13 protein-coding genes and 1 riboswitch are annotated in these 16,256 nt (G+C 60.9%); of the genes, 6 read left to right on the forward strand and 7 right to left on the reverse strand.

Annotated features, from left to right (window positions below):
* Window positions 1-19 precede the first annotated feature (19 nt).
* The gene (locus CIC07_RS02665; RefSeq protein WP_076358898.1) at window positions 20-412 is read right to left on the reverse strand and encodes a BlaI/MecI/CopY family transcriptional regulator; all 393 of its coding nucleotides are present in this window, start codon (window positions 410-412) and stop codon (window positions 20-22) included.
* Between the two features lie 342 nt (window positions 413-754).
* Complete coding sequence (locus CIC07_RS02670) at window positions 755-2,620, reverse strand: LTA synthase family protein (RefSeq protein ID WP_327205402.1); 1,866 nt, start codon at window positions 2,618-2,620, stop codon at window positions 755-757.
* Between the two features lie 245 nt (window positions 2,621-2,865).
* Between CIC07_RS02670 and CIC07_RS02675 the strand changes: the two genes are divergently transcribed.
* The 6 genes from CIC07_RS02675 to CIC07_RS02700 all read left to right on the forward strand — a co-directional run bounded on the left by CIC07_RS02675 (window position 2,866) and on the right by CIC07_RS02700 (window position 7,789).
* Window positions 2,866-3,453 (forward strand): sigma-70 family RNA polymerase sigma factor, encoded by a 588-nt coding sequence (locus CIC07_RS02675; protein WP_076358896.1) that lies wholly within the window; start codon window positions 2,866-2,868, stop codon window positions 3,451-3,453.
* 63 nt (window positions 3,454-3,516) lie between these two features.
* Window positions 3,517-4,662: a hypothetical protein gene (locus CIC07_RS02680; protein ID WP_076358895.1), complete on the forward strand. Its 1,146-nt coding sequence runs from the start codon at window positions 3,517-3,519 to the stop codon at window positions 4,660-4,662.
* Window positions 4,659-5,603 carry an ABC transporter ATP-binding protein gene (locus CIC07_RS02685; protein ID WP_076358894.1) on the forward strand — a complete coding sequence of 315 codons (945 nt, stop codon included), beginning with the start codon at window positions 4,659-4,661 and terminating at the stop codon, window positions 5,601-5,603. Before CIC07_RS02680 ends, CIC07_RS02685 begins: the two co-directional genes overlap by 4 nt.
* Complete coding sequence (locus CIC07_RS02690; RefSeq protein ID WP_076358893.1) at window positions 5,600-6,490, forward strand: ABC transporter permease subunit; 891 nt, start codon at window positions 5,600-5,602, stop codon at window positions 6,488-6,490. Before CIC07_RS02685 ends, CIC07_RS02690 begins: the two co-directional genes overlap by 4 nt.
* Window positions 6,491-6,680: 190 nt before the next feature.
* On the forward strand, window positions 6,681-6,845 hold the full coding sequence (locus CIC07_RS02695; protein ID WP_157742011.1) for a hypothetical protein: 165 nt from the start codon (window positions 6,681-6,683) through the stop codon (window positions 6,843-6,845).
* Window positions 6,846-7,231: 386 nt separating this feature from the next.
* Window positions 7,232-7,789 (forward strand): hypothetical protein, encoded by a 558-nt coding sequence (locus CIC07_RS02700; RefSeq protein WP_139334452.1) that lies wholly within the window; start codon window positions 7,232-7,234, stop codon window positions 7,787-7,789.
* 426 nt (window positions 7,790-8,215) lie between these two features.
* On the opposite strand, the gene CIC07_RS02705 is transcribed toward CIC07_RS02700, so the two are convergent.
* The 5 genes from CIC07_RS02705 to argS all read right to left on the reverse strand — a co-directional run bounded on the left by CIC07_RS02705 (window position 8,216) and on the right by argS (window position 15,853).
* Complete coding sequence (locus CIC07_RS02705) at window positions 8,216-10,354, reverse strand: LTA synthase family protein (protein WP_240923503.1); 2,139 nt, start codon at window positions 10,352-10,354, stop codon at window positions 8,216-8,218.
* Between the two features lie 212 nt (window positions 10,355-10,566).
* A complete protein-coding gene (locus tag CIC07_RS02710) occupies window positions 10,567-12,663 on the reverse strand; it encodes an S-layer homology domain-containing protein (RefSeq protein WP_234993065.1) in 2,097 nt (698 codons plus the stop codon).
* A gap of 307 nt (window positions 12,664-12,970) precedes the next feature.
* Window positions 12,971-13,169: riboswitch (cobalamin riboswitch) on the reverse strand.
* A gap of 24 nt (window positions 13,170-13,193) precedes the next feature.
* Entirely contained in the window at window positions 13,194-13,634 is a 441-nt protein-coding gene (locus CIC07_RS02715; protein WP_076358888.1) for a type II toxin-antitoxin system death-on-curing family toxin, read from the reverse strand.
* Window positions 13,631-13,768, reverse strand: a complete 138-nt coding sequence (locus tag CIC07_RS02720) for a hypothetical protein (protein WP_021881727.1) — start codon at window positions 13,766-13,768, stop codon at window positions 13,631-13,633. The genes CIC07_RS02715 and CIC07_RS02720 overlap by 4 nt, the downstream gene beginning before the upstream one ends.
* Window positions 13,769-14,011: 243 nt before the next feature.
* Window positions 14,012-15,853, reverse strand: coding sequence for an arginine--tRNA ligase (gene argS, locus CIC07_RS02725; protein ID WP_076358887.1), 1,842 nt, complete (start codon window positions 15,851-15,853; stop codon window positions 14,012-14,014).
* Between the last annotated feature and the right edge of the window lie 403 nt (window positions 15,854-16,256).

Consider the following 16,256-nt stretch of genomic DNA (forward strand, 5'->3'; position numbering starts at 1 on the left):
CGTCGGGACGCGAATCGGGCTAGGCGTCGGGGCGTTCCGCTTTTTTTTGCTTCTCGAGCAGTTTCTGCAGCTCTTCGATATCTTGGTCGGACAGCTTCTCTTCCTGAATGAATCGGGCGAACAGCATGCCTACGGCCCCGTTGTAAACGCGGTCCAGAAAAGACTTGTTCTCCGCCTTCAAGTACTCGGCATGGGATACGAGCGGATAATACAAATAATTCCTTCCGGCTTTCTCGAACCGGATCGCGTTTTTCTTATGCAGGCGGTTGATGAAGGTTTTGACCGTCTGATCCGACCATTTCATCTGCCGGGACAGCTCGGCAATGATCTCCTGGGCAGACAAGGGCTCTTTTTGCCAGAGAAGCTTCATGATCTCGCTCTCGGCCTCGGTGATATGGGGGAATGCGCTCATTGCAATCCATCTTCTCCTTGGACTGAATATGTTTACGTATGTAAACGACAAATAAAGATTACACTTGTAAACGGAAACTGTCAACCCAGGTTGAAGCCGACCTCTGATTGAGGCCGATCAGCCCGAGCATAGCGGTGTCAAAGCTTGGAGTTTTTCGTGCAAGCAGGCCCGGCATGGCTGGCTTCCAATGCCATGCTGCTGAAATTCCTTGCGGAACAAAAAAGAAAGACGGGACGAAGCGGAGGAGGCTCGGCTTCGTCCCGTCGGGATTTATCGGCTGCATGTCCAGCCGGTGATGATTCAGCGGACTTAGGGGATGATTTTAGGTGAGGAGTGCGGAATTCAGCGCTGGGCGCCTCCATGCTCGGGCAAGGCTTCCATATAGCTGTCCGAGAGGCGGAGCAGCTCCAGCGCCCGATTGTAGGCGTCCTCTCCGGAGCCTGCGGCAGGGACGCCAGGCTTCAGCGGATAACGGCTGCCGTCGTCGTACCCGATGCCGGGAATGTACAGCGAGCTGCCGCTGAGGAGCGTGCCGGAAGGCAGATAATAACGCTGCGGCAGGATGTTTTGCGTTTGGCTGAGCAGATCCTGGCCGAAATGAAGCTGTCCGTCCAGCGAAGCTCCCGCAAGGGCCGCGATGGTCGGAAGCAGGTCGACCTGGCCGCCGAGCGTATCCAGCTCGGTCCCTGGCAGGGAGCCGGGAAGCGAGAGAAGGAGCGGGACGTTGATCATGTCCGGGTAGCCGTAGTCATGGCCCAGAATTTCGCGCATGAGCTCCTTGTCCTTGCGGTCGAGGGAATAGAGCGGAAGCCCCTGGTGGTCGCCGTAGACGACGAGCAGGGAGTTCTCCCACAGTCCCGCGGCCTTGAGCTCCTCCACCAGCTGGCCGAAGGCGTCGTCGGCATAGCTCTGGGAGGCGATATAATCGCCGACAAACGTGTTCTCGTACCGATCCGGAAGATCGAAGCGGCTCAGCCCTTGCGGAAGCGTGAACGGATGATGCGCCGTCATCGAAATGATCTGGGCATAAAACGGCTTGCCCCCGCCGCTCATCTCCTTGAGCTCGCCGACCGACTTGGTGTACAGCGTCTCGTCGTCGGCCCCGAAGAACACCTGGTTTTCCTTGCCGAAGAACTCCTGGTCGTAGAACCGGTCGAAGCCGACCGCCTTGTACAGCTCGCGGCGGTTCCAGAAGTCGACGACGTTCGTATGGAAGGTCGCGGATTGATAGCCCTGCTTTTTCAGCAGCTTGGGCAGGCTCGGAACTTCCTTGTAGGCGTAGGACATCGTCGCCGCTCCGCTGCGCGGGATATAGAAGCTCGTATTGACGACGAACTCCGCGTCGGATGTATTGCCCTGGCCGACCATTTGATGGAAGTTGTTGAAGTACAGGCTTTCCTTCGCCAGCCTGTTGAGGTTCGGAGTCACCTCGCGCCCGTCCAGCTCAAGGCCGATCAGGAAATTCTGGAACGATTCCAGCTGCAGGACGATGATGTTCTTGCCCTGCGCAGCATCTCGGAATGCGGAAGCCTGGTTCGGAACGATGCCCTTGAGCTCGTCGATGCGGGCTTGCGTCACCTTCGCCGGATCTTCCAGCTCCGTCTGTCCCCGGTCTACGAGCGCGAACGCCTCGTAGCTCAGGATGCCCATCTCCTCGGCCTTGGTATGCTCGTTCATGCTGGCGCGGTTCGGCACGATATTGAACAGGCACAGGGCAAAGGACAGCGTGGCGACGCCGGCGAAGACGGCTTTGCGCCGATTGAGGCGTGCGGCGGGCTTCTTCAGCAGCTCGCGGCGCTTGCGGATCAGAATGACGGTCAGGACGACAATATCGAGGAAGATCAGCGTATAGTAGGGATCCATCAGCGAGAAGACGCTGTTGCTGACCGCCGTCACCTGGTTGACCTGCTGGAGCGCGTGCCAGGTGGCGATCACCCCGTAATATTTATGATACATGAAGACGGAGAAGAGGATTCCGGTCAAGGCGGCGTCCGCGATGACGTAATAGACCAGCTTGCGCTTGCCTGCGAACATCTCCAGCAGGCCGAAGATCAGCCATGCGAACGGGAGCTCCGTTACGAGAATCGCCCACGAAGGGCCGCCGTCGAAGACGACGAACCAGGTCAGCATGCATTTGAGCAGAATAAGGATGGAAAAGAACAGAAACGGCCGGCTGGAAAACATCCGGGTTAACCGATTTCGCTGCAAGGTCAAACCTTCCCTTCTTAACATTTTAGGGGTAAAAAATTACGTTCGATGTCAGCTTTAAGATCCAGTTTACATTATGGGGAATACGCAAGGCCTTGTCAAAATTCAGGAAAGGCACCCAGAGGAAGGAAAGGGGAGGGAAGCGGCGGAGGAAGCCGGATAATTTGATTCCCCCGGGGCTGATACATTTGCTGCACGGCATCCGTCTTTTATACAGCTGGCAGCAAGAAAGGAGGATGGGACCTTTGACGATTCCGGAATCGGCAACGTTCAAGCAGTTGTTCTATGAGCATCATCCGGCCGTTCTTCGCAAGCTGACCGCGCTTCTGCGCGACGAGGCGGTGGCGGAGGATCTGGCCCAGGAAACGTTTCTGAAGATGTACCGGCAGCCGCCGGACAGTCTGGAGGCGGCCGGAGCATGGCTGCACCGGGTTGCGACGAGGCTCGCTTACGACTATATGGGAAGCGCCGCTAGGCAGCGCAGGCTGGCTGAGCGGCAGGAGCAGCAAATGGCGGTAGATGGGCTTTCAAGCCCGTCCGGCGAGGACGAGCTGATGCGCAGGCTCGATCAGGAAGAGGTGCGCGACTGGCTGGAGGAGCTGCCCGAGCGGGACCGCCGGGCGCTACTGCTCCGGTACTCCGGGTACAGCTACGCGGAGATAGCGGAGGAGCTGTCGGTGCGGCAGCCGATCGTAGGCACCCTGCTGGCGAGGGCGACGGAGAGGCTGCGCAAATGCGCGGCGGCCGCCGAGCAGCGGCAGGGAGATGAGGGCATGGCCCTGACAGGCCCGGCGGGGCTCGGCTCGGTTCAACCGAAGGCGGAGCTGCGCTGAAGGCGTTGTGAAAAAATGACCGACGAATCAGGATGAGCCTGATTGAAGGAGGATGGGTCCGATATGACGGAACAACAGAAAGATACAGAAACAGAGCAGAAAAAGACGGACGAGGCTTGGCTGCGGATGCAGGCCGCAATGGCGGGAGTGCAGCCCCATGCCGCATGGGACAAATGGGATCGCGAGGGCGGAATGGCGGCAGCGGGGGTTGCCGGTACGGTTCAGGACGCCCCTGCTGCGGGCGGCGGCGGGCTCGGAATCGCCGCGGCAGCTGATGTCGGCGCTGACGACCGCATCAAGACGGCTGCATCGGCGAACGCCAAGCCCCGCCGCCGGATGGGCAGCCGTGCCCGCCGCTGGACGACTGTCGCGGCAGCGGCGCTGATCGTGGTGACGGCGGCGGCGACGCCGGCCGGCAACAAGGCGCTGGCGTCCATTCTCGGCCAGTTCCGAATGGAGCAGGTCGTCAGCGTGGACGAGAACGAGCTGCAGCGGATGTTTCAATCCTTCTCGGACGGCCAAGTCCGCGAGGCCATCAACCGGTTCGGGACGTTTACGTCGGAGTCGGAACGCTACAAGGACAATCTGAGCCGCGAGCAGGCATCGGCCGAGCTGAACTTCGCGATGCTGCCCGAGAGCTTGACGGGCAAGCAGGAGGCGTTCTTCATATCCGGAGGACAGACGGTGACGCTCAAGATGAACGTGGACGAAATCAACAAAGTGATGAGGCAGATGGGCGCGTCCAAGCTGATGCCGGCATCCGTAGACGGCAAGGAAGTGAAGCTCGAGACGAGCAAGACCATTTCCTACGATCTGGCAAACGGAGAGAACGGACAATACGCTTCGATCTCGCAGCAGCTCGTGCCGACCGTCGAGGTGGAGCCCGGCGTAGGCCTGGAGGATGCAAGGGATGCGGTGCTGCAGTTCCCGCTGCTGCCGCAATCGCTGCGGGCCGGGCTTCAGCAGAGCGAGTTCCTCTCCACGGGAAATCTCGTCATGCCGGTCATCACGGACGGGAAATCGGAGAACATCACGGTTCAGGGCATCTCCGTCATCCTGAGCAAGTACAATTACAATGAAAAAGGCCAGGACCGTTATTCGGCGACATGGGTCAAGGACGGCCAGCTGTTCACGATGGACGGAGGCAGCCTGTTCGCCGGCAAGCTGGACGCGTTCAAGGCCAAGCTGCAGGAGCTGATAAGCGCGTGACCGCCATCCAGACCGAAGGGCTGACGAAGCGGTTCGACAACGGCCGCGGCTGCAGCGATGTATCAATCAATGTCAGGGAAGGGGAAGCCTTCGGCTTCCTCGGTCCCAACGGCGCGGGAAAAAGCACCTGCGTCAAAATGCTGGTCGGCCTGATCTTCCCTACGGAAGGTCGGGCTTCCCTGTTTGGCGAGCCGATCGGGAGCCTTGCCGCCCGCCGTCTGATCGGTTATTTGCCGGAGCTGTACCGGTACCAGGAGTGGCTGACCGGCGAGGAAGTCGTGCGCCTGCACGCGCGGCTGTGCCGCCTCCCCCGGGCCGAGGCGGACCGGAGGGTGCCGCAGCTGCTGGAGCGGGTCGGCATCGGCCTGCGCTCGCGGGACCGGGTGAAGAATTACTCCAAAGGCATGCAGCAGAGGCTGGGCCTTGCCTGCGCGCTGGTCGGCGATCCCCGCATTCTGTTCCTGGACGAGCCTTCCTCGGCGATGGATCCCATCGGGCGGAGCGAGGTGAGGGAGCTGCTCCATGAACTGAAAGCCCAGGGCAAGACGATCTTCCTCAACTCCCATCTCATGGAGGATGTGGAGTCGCTCTGCGACCGCGTCGCGCTGCTCAACAACGGCCGCATCCTCCAGCAAGGAACCGTCGAGGAAGTTCTTCAGCAGCGGCCGGTCTGGAGGCTTCGCGTCGGAGGCTTCATCCCTTCGCTGCTGGATTGGCTGACCGGCGAGACGGGGCTGGCGGTCCGCCTGGCGGACTCCGAGCCGGACGGCTCCGCCGTGCTGGAGGTCGAGCTGGAGAACGACGAGCAGGCCGGCTGGCTGCATGCGACGATCATGGATCAAGGCATGACGCTGTATGAGTCGGCTCGCGCCAGAACAAGGCTTGAGGAATGGTTCGTCACCGAACTCTCCGGCAAGAGCCACAGGGGGGAGAAGGCATGAGCATCATTCTTCGCATGACTTGGAAAGAGCTGCTGCGCAAGCGCGTCCTGCTGCTCACGCTGCTCATGACGGTGCTGTTCCTGATCGCCTTCTGGTTCATCGCCTCGGCCATCGGCGGAGAAGTGCGCCGTTATGGACTGTCTCCCGACGATCCGCAGCTTCTGGTCGAAAGGTACAGCCGCGGCATGTTCATCATCAGCCTGGGCTTTTTCTTCGGAGCGTTCGTCGTGGCGTTCCTCTCCATCTTCAGCTCCTCCTCCGTCATATCGGGCGAAGCGGAGCTGGGCGTCATGCAGGCGCTGATGCCGCGTCCGATGCCCCGCTGGAAATGGTATGTCGGACGCTGGCTCGGATACGTCAGCTTTGGTATGAGCTATGCTCTTGTGCTGTATGCGGCTATATTGGTCGTTGCCGGGATGCATGCGGGCGTTCCGAGGGACATGGGCACGCTCATTACGGCTTATCTGCTGTTCGCCTCCGTCGTCCCGCTGCTGGTGTCGGTGTCGATGCTGGGCTCCGGCTATCTGTCCGCAATCGGCAATGGCGTGTTCATGACGATGCTGTACGGCGGCGGCTGGCTGGGCGGCATGATCGACAAGATGGCCGCCCAGTTCGCCTCGCTTCAGGAGACCGTAGGCGGCTCGCTGAGCACGATTTCAGGGCTGCTGTCGCTCGCGATGCCGGCCGACGGCCTGCAGCGGACAATGATGGACCGGCTGTTCAACGTGGATTCGCTGGCTCAGTTTACAGGTCTGCAGGTCGACAGCATCATGATGCTGTTCGGCGTCGGCTCGGCCCCTTCCCCGGCATTTATCTGGTACGCCCTGGCCTATACGATTGTTGCTTTTGGGCTTGGCATGTGGCGCTTCCAGCGCAAGGATCTGTAGTTGCGCTGCGGAGGACCGGTTAATTAGGATTTAGAATTGTAATCCGACTGGAATGGACGAGCCACGCGATCGGAAGAAATGGGGAAGATAAGCAAGGCATGGAAGGAATGGACAAGACGAGCGAGTCATCGCAAGAATTGGACATTAGGCGAATCATCGCAAGGAATGGCAAGACGAGCGGAGGAAAGGAATGGACAAGCCAAGCGCAGGGATACTTGGCTTCTTTCCTATTTCGCTCCAGCCGGCTTCAGTCGCTTATGGACCTCCGCTTCCATCTTTGCCACAAAAAGGCGCAATTCCGTTTCAATGGTTTCTCGGCTGGGGTAATAGGAAAAAACCTGTCGAAAAGCGTTGAACCCTATCCAACAACTCCATGAGTGTGCGCAGGATCGTTTAAGAGAGCGATTCTGGATCGGGATCGAACTCGACGGAAATGGACTGAATTGGACTGAATTGGACTGAAATGGATGACTGAATTGGACTGAGATGGATGACTGAATTGGATTGAAATGGAAGACTGAATTGGACTGAGATGGATGACTGAATTGGATTGAAATGGATGACTGAATTGGATTGAGATGGATGACTGAATTGGATTTAAATGGAAGAATCCATTTGCCGACCCGAAGCAACCCTGCCCCATGCAAATGCGTTAATACTGTATAGGCTGGTGGACGAGCGGGTGTCCGGGCCAGAGCCGCCGACAAGCCGGAAACCATTCTGGGCAAGGGAGGAAGCGCCGTGAGAGATCAATCGAGATGGATGGGAGTCGGGCTGATCGTGGTCGGCCTGCTGGTCGCTTTGGGCTGCTGGCACTTCAACCACGAAGGCAGCCGCGCGGATGCGGCAGCGGGCTCCGCCATCCCTGTCTCCGCTACCCAGGATGACTCGCTTTTGCAGAAGCTGGGCATCAAGCTCGAGAACCCCGGCATCGAGAACAAGGCGCCTCTGAATCTCGTCTCCCAAGGCCGCGCCGTGCAGAATGCCAAATGGGCCTACCCGAACCTGGCCAAGACGGCATCCTCCATCTCCTGCGCCTATCGTCTGATCAGCAAGCCGGACTTCAGCTCCTTCTCTCCAGAGGCCTTGGCGGCCAATCCTGTCCTTCGCGAAACGCGCAAGCTCATGCGCACTCCCGTTTATGTGGTGAGCTTTGAAAGCAGCGCGCCGCACGACGGCAGCGGCGGCGGCAGCGAACCGGCAGCTTCCGGAAGCCAGCATCCAGATGCCGGCAGCCAGGAAACGAATGTTGTCGTGGACGCGATGACGGGAGTCACTTTGCTGTCGTTCAGTTATTGAGAATGAGGCTTGGGTTGTTGGAGACAAGCGGCATGGCATGAGGCCGCTTTTTGATGTTTGCGGACATACGATCCGCTATTTCGCCGAAATCATGCCATTTGGGAAATGATCGGACATTGGTTCCGCTATTTGAGCGCTGCTATCGGCATGACGATGAAATTGACAGCAATAACGGATCGTATGTCCGACAGCAGGGCGATATGGGGTATTTTGCGTTAATTAACGGATCGTATGTCCGATAGCGGAGCGGTATGGAGTGTTTTGCGTTAAATAACGAAGAACTTCTGTCCGATAGCAAGCGGCGATTGGAGGCGTTCTCGCCATTGCCCAGCTTTGCCTATCGTTGCATGCAAAAATGCCCGGCGGAACCGTATCCGCCGGGCATTCGCCTTTTATTTGGACTTTCGGGATTCCGCGCCCGCATCTTCAGGCTCGGGATCCTTGTCGTTGGAGGGCAGCGAGCGTACGTAGCTGTCCGACATGCGCAGCAGCTGCAGCGCGCGGTCGAATTCGTCGCGTGTAGCGCCGTCGCTGCCTGGCTTGGCGCCTGTCCCGGCGGCGTTGCCGAGGCCGGCTGTGCCGCCGGTGCCGGAAGGCTCGCCCGGCTTGCCCGGCTCGGGGCTCGCTGCGCCTTGCTCGCCGCCGGCGTTCCCAGCCGAGGCGCCTGCAGAGCTCGAGCCGCCTGCGCTGCCAGCCGAGGCGCCTGCAGAGCTCGAGCCGCCGCCTGCGCTGCCCGCGGAGGCGGCGGCTCGAGCTCGAGCCGCCGCCGTTCTGCCATGCCGCATTGGCGGAAGCTTCCGCCGCGGTCGGCAGCATGATGCGGCTGCCGTCGCCGAAGCCGGTGCCGGGCACGAAAATTTCGCTGTCGTCGATGAAGGAGCCCGACGGGAGGTAGTACCTTTCCGGCAGCAGATTGCTCGTCTGGTTGAACAGGTCCTGCCCGAAGTGGAGATGGTTCTCCATCGGCAGGCCGACGAGATTCGCGATGGTCGGGAAGATGTCGCTTTGGCCGCCTACCTGAGTCTGGACGGAGGCCTGGAGCAGGCCCGGAGCCGTTACGATGAGCGGAATATTCATCATTTGGGAAGAATCGTACTTGCGTCCGTCGAGCTTCTCCAGCAGATCGAGGTCGCCGTCGGACAGGGAGTAGATCGGCAATCCCATATGGTCGCCATAGATGGCTATGACGCTGTTGTCCCACAAGCCGGCATCCTTCAGCTCCTGGAACAGCTCTCCGAGGGCATAGTCCGTATAGTTCTGGGCGCGGATGTAATCCCCGACAAAGGAGTCCTTGTACGTGTCGGACAGCTTCAGCTTCACTTTGCGTTCCGGAATGTTGTACGGATGATGCGAGGACATGGAGATGAGCATCGCATAGAATTTCTTGCCCTCGTCGCGCTGCTTGGCCAGTTCCTGCACCGTCTTGGCATACAGCACTTCATCCGAAGCGCCGAACGCGACCTTGTCCTCGCCGCCGAAAAACTCCGTGTCGTAATAGCGGCTGAAGCCGAGCGCCTTGTACAGTTCCTTGCGGTTCCAGAACGCGACATCGTTCGTATGGAACGTCAGCGCTTCATACCCTTGCTCCCGGAATGCCTTCGGCATCGAGGGGAGGGATTTGCCCGCATAGGCTTGCGTCGCCGGCACGCGCAGCGGCACATAGAAGGAGGTGTTGGTCAGGAATTCCGCATCGGAGGTGTTCCCCGAACCGGCCTGCTGATAGAAGCGGGGGAAATACGCGCTCTCTTGAACAAGCTTGTTGAGGTTCGGCGTAATCTCCTTGCCTTCCACGGTTTTATTGAGCAAGAAGTTCTGGAACGCTTCGAGCTGAATGACGATGACGTTGCGGCCTTTGGCGGCGCCCGCGTAAAGCGGCTGCTGCGGGGCAGCCACGCCCTTGAGCTTGTTCACGGCCTCCTGCGTGACGGCCGAGGCGGGAACGAGCTTCTCGTTGCCCGCCGTCGCCATCAGGAACACCTCGTAGTTGAGGATGCCCATGCGCTCGTTCTGCACCAGCTCGTTGGAGATGCCGCGGTTCGGCCAGACGATGGCGGTGCATACCGCCAGCATCAGGACGAATCCCGCAGCCGGAATCCAGGGCGGCATCAGCCTGCGGTTGGCCAAGCCGCGCCAGGCGCGGCGAAACTTGCCACTGAAGCCTAGCAGCAGCCAGGCGGCGACGATATCGACATAGATGAGCAGGAAGTAGGGATGGAGCAGCTGGAAGACGCTGCCTTTCACCTCTGTGACCTGCCCGATCTGCATGAGCGCGTGATAGGTGACGATGATGCCGAAATATTTGTAATACATGATGACGGCGAAATAGACGGTCGTCAGCAGCAGGTTGACGATGAGATACGTCATCAGCTTGCGCTTCTTGGCGAGCAGCTCGATCAGGAAATAAGCGGCCCACACCGACGGCAGGCTCGTCAGCAGAGGGAGCCATACATGCTCGCCGCCGTAGATGACGAAGGCGGCCAAATAAATTTTGAACACAAGAGAGAGCGTAAAGATGACGAAAGGACTGAGCCAGAACGCCTTCCGGCTCCAACGGTAGTTAGCCACGGGAATCTCCTTTGCGCGCCGCCGGGAATGGATGAGAAGGCAGCCGCGTCCGTAATGAAAAATAAGCTTTCTCCATTGTAATTCCCCGGCATGGCGATTACAAACCGGACGATTTCGCCGCGGCAGGGCTGAAATCAGCGGGATCGAGTTTGAATCATGCCGAAAAGGGCCTTCCGAATGGAAGGCCCTTGGAGTCGTTCGTTGAAGCAGCGTCAGTTGGCGGCTTTCGCCAGGCCTTCGTACACGTTCAGGATCGCTACCGCCGCCATCTCGCGGGTTACGGTCGCTTTGGGATTGAAGTTGCCGTCCTTGTCGCCGACCATCAGCTCGCTGCCGTGAACGGCGTTCACGGATGCGGCCGCGTAAGCGGAGACGGACTTGATGTCCTTGATGTCTCCCGAAGGGGCTGCGGACAGGTCAAGCTTCAAGGCGCGGGCGAAAATGACGGCCATATCCTGGCGGCTGATCGGCGCGTCCGGCTGGAACTTGCCGCCGCCCGTGCCGGTCAGGATGCCGTTGGCGGAAGCCGTGCGCACAGCCTGCTCGTACCAGCTGCCGGCCTTCACATCGGCGAAGGCTGCGCCCGGCGACGAAGCCGGCTCCAGGCCGAGCAGGCGCACGATCAGCGAAGCGAACTCTGCGCGCGTCAGCTTCTGCTTCGGCGCGAACGCTGGAGCCGCGCCGTTGCCCGCGATGCCGCTGATCAGACCGGAAGCATAGCCGTCATGGACGGAGTCGCGGGCCCATGCCGCGATCTCCTTCTCGTCGGAGAAGAGGGCGGAGGTCGAGCCGACGGTCAGCTTCTGGACATGCTTCAGCACGGAAGGGGCCTTGGCGTCGCTGTAGCCCGTCACCGTCAGGTCGTAGCTGCCGGCTGGCATCGCCTGGAAGCGGGCCGTGCCGTATGCATCGGCAGTCGCCGTCACGGAGCCGGCTTTCACGCTCACACCGGCAGCGGGGGTGACGGTATAGGCGTTGGCGGTGTAATCCCAGGTCTGCCGGCTCACCTGGACGGTGAAGGCTTCGTTGTCGCGCGGCTGGCGCGGGCTGACCGCTACGGAGCTGATCAGCTGCGTGTTGTCTCCATAAAAGACGGCCAGACGGTCGCCCGTCTGCAGAGCGAAGTCGCCCATGCCGACGGAAGGCGTAATCCAGGCTCCGCTGCGCTGGACGGCGAACAGCCAGCCGTCGTAGCCGCCGAACTTGCCGCCTTCGATGCCGCCGATGGAAGCGACGTATTTGCCGAACTGCATCGATTTCACTTCTACGGCCAGCTTGGCGTCCGATGCCGCTTGCGTCAGCGCATCCAGCGCATATACGGCGCGGGTAACGCCGCTTGCCAGCAGCGTGGCGTGCGGGCCTTCCACGCTCACGGTCACGCTTGGAGCGGGCTTGGCGTACAGCCTTCCGGCGCCGTTCTTGAATTTCTCGTAGGCGGTCAATGCCTGGACGGACTGATAGGCGCCATAAGCATTGGCGGCCAGCGGCAGGGAGTGGGAGAAGCTGCCGTCCGCATTGCGGAACGTGAACAGCTTGTCCAGCAGCCCTTTGCCGTTTTGGACGAAACGGCTGTCCGCAGGATCGACGCCCGCGGAGGCGAGGCCGATGACGATCTGGGCGATGCTCTCGCTGCTGGATTCGCCGTAGCTTGTGAAGCCTCCGTCCTTATCCTGCTGTTTGGCCAGCCAGGAGACGACGCGATCGCCGGCCTGCTTCGCTTCCGGCTTGTCCAGGTAAGGAGCAAGCGCGGTAAGGGCGGCGCCCGTCAGATCGGGGTTGCCGGATTTTTCGCCGTCGAAAGCGAAGCTTCCGTCCTGCGCCTGATGCTTCAGCACTTCGGCCACAAGGGCTTCGCGCGTCCACTTCGCGGCGGCGGGCACTTCATAAGCGCCGTAATCCAGCGCAAGCAGAGCATAGATCGGACCGTTGACGCCCTGGTTCGTCATGCGGCTGCTGGTGGCGATCCGCTCGATCAGATTGACGCCCTGGAACGAAGAGGCGTCCTCGCCGATCGCGGTCACCGCGAGCGCCGTACGCTCCAGGTCCGTGACCTTGGTGAAGCCGGCCGCGTCCGTGCGCACCGTCTTGGCGAGTCCGGCCGCATAGGAAGCCGGGAGCTCAAGGCCGGCTTGAGAGGCGGCGATGGCATCCCAATCCGACGTGATTCCGCTCTTGAGCAGCGTCTGGCCGGCTTGGCGCAGGGCGCTTGCGGTGTCGGGGGCTGCGGATGCAGGCGCGGCGCCTGCGGGCAGAAGGGAGACGATAAGGGCGAGCAGGAGCATCCAGGTCAGCGAGGCTCGGGTAAGCATGCGTTTCAAACGGATCGACCTTCCTTCGGATATAATAGTAGCCGCTTCGGGGGGTTCCGGCACATCGCGGCTTCCCATGTGCCGGAACAGGCGAATCTTGTCCGCTTCAATGGAAGAGGAGGCGGACACGGAAACGAAAAAAGATGCAAGGCTTGACGGAATCAGCTCCAAAGATGCCTTGCCTTGGATCAAAAAGAAAAAAGCCGCCTCTAGGGCGGCGAAAAAGTAACCATAGATGGGCTGCGGAAATAGACCGTATCGGTCGGGCGCAGCTCAGCCGCATCCGCTCTCACCCCCCGAAGAGCATCGATGCGCAGACATTCGGGCAGGTCTCCTGGCTACAGCTTCATCGTCTCGTGCGCGCCTTCCCGCCGTAAGGCAGTGGCTGCATGCGCAGAGGCTCGGCATTCACAGTGGCGGGACCGCGCCGGCTTCAACCGGACTTCCCTATTAAGCCTGGCGGAATCGGACATATCCGCGCAAGCACCCGAACGATTCTGAATATGGAACAATCCCATCTATCATAAGGTTCAGGCCAGAGGTTTGTCCATAGGGGACAGCGACGGCGACGGGGCCTTCAGCGCATGCTCGGCCGGGCAGCGCGCGCGGATCCAAGCTTCGCATTCATCCAGCTCCATCTTCCAGGTGGCGGCCTGGATGGCCGCGTCGACGAGATCGTCTTCATCGATCTCCAGCTCGCAGCCGTTCACGAGCAGGAAGGTGAGCATCGCGTGCATCGCCGTGGCGGCATTGCCCTCCCGAAAAGCGAAGGAACGGGCCAGTCCATGCCAGTAAAGCGCAGCCTGTCTGATCAGGCCGTCGGCATCCGAGGATCCGAAGCTCTCGTGAAAGGGACGATCCACGATCTGAAGCAGGAAGCCGGGATTGCGGAATCCCGGCAAGACGCCGAACGTATCCTGATGAAGCATGTGGATCTCGATCAGCTGGGGAATCGTCAGCTTCGTCGTCATGAGCGATGCGCCAGCTTGCGGAAAGCGATGCGGTGCTTCAGCAGGAGCTGCTTGGCGAGCAGAAGGACGCGCTCGTCCTGTTCCGCCTCGGAAGGCCTTTTTTTGTCTGGAGAGATGTTTTTTCGTTCCGGCATGGTGGAATCCAGCTCCTTTCAAGTGAGGGGGACATGTGTTCGTAAACAAATTTTACCATTTCAGTCCATATCAATCAATAGTTAAATTGAACTTTGCAGTTAAATTCGGCTCCCGATGTCCTTGCCTGCAGGGTCGGCAGGAGCGATTCTCCCTTCAAATGCCGCAGAAGCTTTCCTGCTCCACCCGGCCATTTTCCCCGCCGGGCCTTCTTTCCTCACCGACCTTCGTTCTCCGCCCTGCTGTCAGATCCTCTCCGGGGTCGGAATGCCCAGCAGACGGAGGCCGTGCTTAAGCACGGATGCGGCGGCTCCCGTGAGACGGATGCGGGCAAGGCTGGCGCCTTCGTCGCTCCCCAGAATGCGTTCGCTGTTGTAGAACCGGTTGAAGCTCTTCGCCAGATCGAGCAGGTACCGGGCCAGGACCGACGGCTCGTGTTCGCGCAGCGCGCCGCGAATGGCTTCCGCATAGGCGCCGACAGCCATCAGGCAGGCTCTGGCGGCAGGCGCGGACAAAGCTTCCAGCCTGTCGGAGCGGCCGGCCGTCAAAGCCGGCCCGTTGGCGAGCGCGGAGCCGGACGGCCCGGCGGGAGCAGGCTCTTGGCTTGCCGCCTTGCGCAGCAGGCTGGCGGCGCGGGCGTACGTATACTGGAGATAAGGTCCGGTCTCTCCTTCCATGCTGACCATTTCATCCATATTGAAATCGACCTCGAGCATGCGGCGGCTGCGCAGGTCTCCGAAGACGACGGCGCCGATGCCGATCGCCTCCGCGACGGCCTCCTTGTCCGGCAGATCCGGCGTCTTGCTGTCGATGACCGCCAGGGCGCGCTGCGCAGCCTCGTCGAGCACATCCTGCAGGAAGACGACTTTGCCGCGGCGGGTCGACATTTTCTTGCCGTCCATCTTCATCAGGCCGAACGGCGCATGCACGCGCTGCACGTCTTTCCAGGAGCAATCGAGCTTGTCGAGCACCCGGAACACCTGAGTGAAGTGAAGGATCTGCTCCGCACCGACCACATAAAGCAGCTTGTCGCCCTGCATGGCTTCCCGGCGGTACAGAGCGGTGGCCAGATCGCGCGTGCCGTAGATCGAGGAGCCGTCGGACTTCAGAATGAGGCAGGGGGGCAGGCTCTCCTCGTCCAGGCGGACGACGGAAGCCCCGTCGCTCTCCTCCAGCAGTCCGGCCTCCTCGAGCCGGGCGACGGCCGCCTGCAGCTTGTCGTTGTAGAAGCTTTCCCCGAGAATATGGTCGAACTCGATTCCCAAACGGACGTACAGGCGGTTGAATTCCTTCAAGCTTTCGCGGATAAAGAAGGACCACAGCTCGCGCGCCTCCGCGTCTCCCTGCTCCAGGCGGCGGAACCAATTCCGGCCCTCGTCGAGAAGCTCGGGACGGCTATCCGCCTCCTCGTGGAAGCGGACGTAGAGCTGCAGGCTTTCGCCGATGGGGTCGGCTTCCAGCGCTTCGCGGCTGCCCCAATGCTTGTAGGCCGCGATCAGCTTGCCGAACTGCGTGCCCCAGTCACCGAGATGGTTGACGGTCTCGACCCGCCATCCCGCCGCGCGGTGCAGGTTCGCCAAGGCGCGTCCGATTACCGTCGAGCGCAGATGCCCGATGCTGAACGGCTTGGCGATATTGGGAGCGGAATAATCGATCACGACCTTCTTGCCTGCTCCGTCGGAGAGCTGCCCGAGCCCGGGCGACTCCGCTTCCCGGAGCAGGGCTTCCATCCAGCCGGTGCCTTCGGCGCGCAGGTTCAAGTAGCCGCCGGCGGCATCGGCATGCCAATGAATGACGGGCTCATCGCCGGATTCGGCCGCCTGGGGGCCACCATCAGATTTCCATCCCGCATCATCCGGCATAACCGCCGGCGCGGGCTCATCGGTCCGGCCGTTCAGCCGGCTGGCGAGCTCCTCCGCGATCGCCGCCGGGGAGCGGCGCAGCTCCTTGGCCAGCGTGAAGCAGGGCAGCGACAGATCGCCCATTCCTTCATCGGGCGGGTATTCCAGCCGTGATGCGATTTCCTCCTGATTCAGTCCCGTCAGCGGGGCAAGCAGCGCTGCTGCGGATCTTTTCAACCATGTCATCGTCTATGTCCTCCTTATTGGTTTACGCGACGAGAACGGCAAAAAGCCCCCGTCTCAAAAGAGACGGAGGCCTTGTCGGGTCCGCGGTGCCACTCTTGTCGGCCTCCTGCGGGCAGGACACGCTCCCGGTCGGAGAGCATGGGCCTGCAGGCAGGAAGCAACTCGGCAGGGTATCGGCCAGTCCGGGCGCGCCTACGCATCCGCCGCAAGGCGGAGTTCGGGCGCCAGCTCGCGGGACCGTTTCCCCGGCCTGCCGCAGCCGGTTCCCACCCTCCCGGCTCTCTGCATGCAGGCGCGGCCGGGTACTTCCCCGTTCATCGCTTGTCGCAATTAAATTTTTCCCAGTATAGCGGATGGTTGGGGGATGCGCAAGACCCAACAAAAATCAGGTTGTCGGTCGGGG

Source organism: Paenibacillus sp. RUD330 (assembly GCF_002243345.2).
In the GTDB taxonomy this organism is placed as follows: Bacteria; Bacillota; Bacilli; order Paenibacillales; family Paenibacillaceae; genus Paenibacillus_O.

Excerpts from the sequence above, each read along its gene's own strand:
- CIC07_RS02690 (WP_076358893.1), top strand. The coding sequence starts at position 5,600 with ATGAGCATCATTCTTCGCATGACTTGGAAAGAGCTGCTGCGCAAGCGC.
- CIC07_RS02680 (WP_076358895.1), top strand. The coding sequence starts at position 3,517 with ATGACGGAACAACAGAAAGATACAGAAACAGAGCAGAAAAAGACGGAC.
- CIC07_RS02715 (WP_076358888.1), bottom strand. The coding sequence starts at position 13,634 with ATGACGACGAAGCTGACGATTCCCCAGCTGATCGAGATCCACATGCTT.
- argS (WP_076358887.1), bottom strand. The coding sequence starts at position 15,853 with ATGACATGGTTGAAAAGATCCGCAGCAGCGCTGCTTGCCCCGCTGACG.
- CIC07_RS02665 (WP_076358898.1), bottom strand. The coding sequence starts at position 412 with ATGAGCGCATTCCCCCATATCACCGAGGCCGAGAGCGAGATCATGAAG.
- CIC07_RS02695 (WP_157742011.1), top strand. The coding sequence starts at position 6,681 with ATGGACAAGCCAAGCGCAGGGATACTTGGCTTCTTTCCTATTTCGCTC.
- CIC07_RS02720 (WP_021881727.1), bottom strand. The coding sequence starts at position 13,768 with ATGCCGGAACGAAAAAACATCTCTCCAGACAAAAAAAGGCCTTCCGAG.
- CIC07_RS02710 (WP_234993065.1), bottom strand. The coding sequence starts at position 12,663 with ATGCTTACCCGAGCCTCGCTGACCTGGATGCTCCTGCTCGCCCTTATC.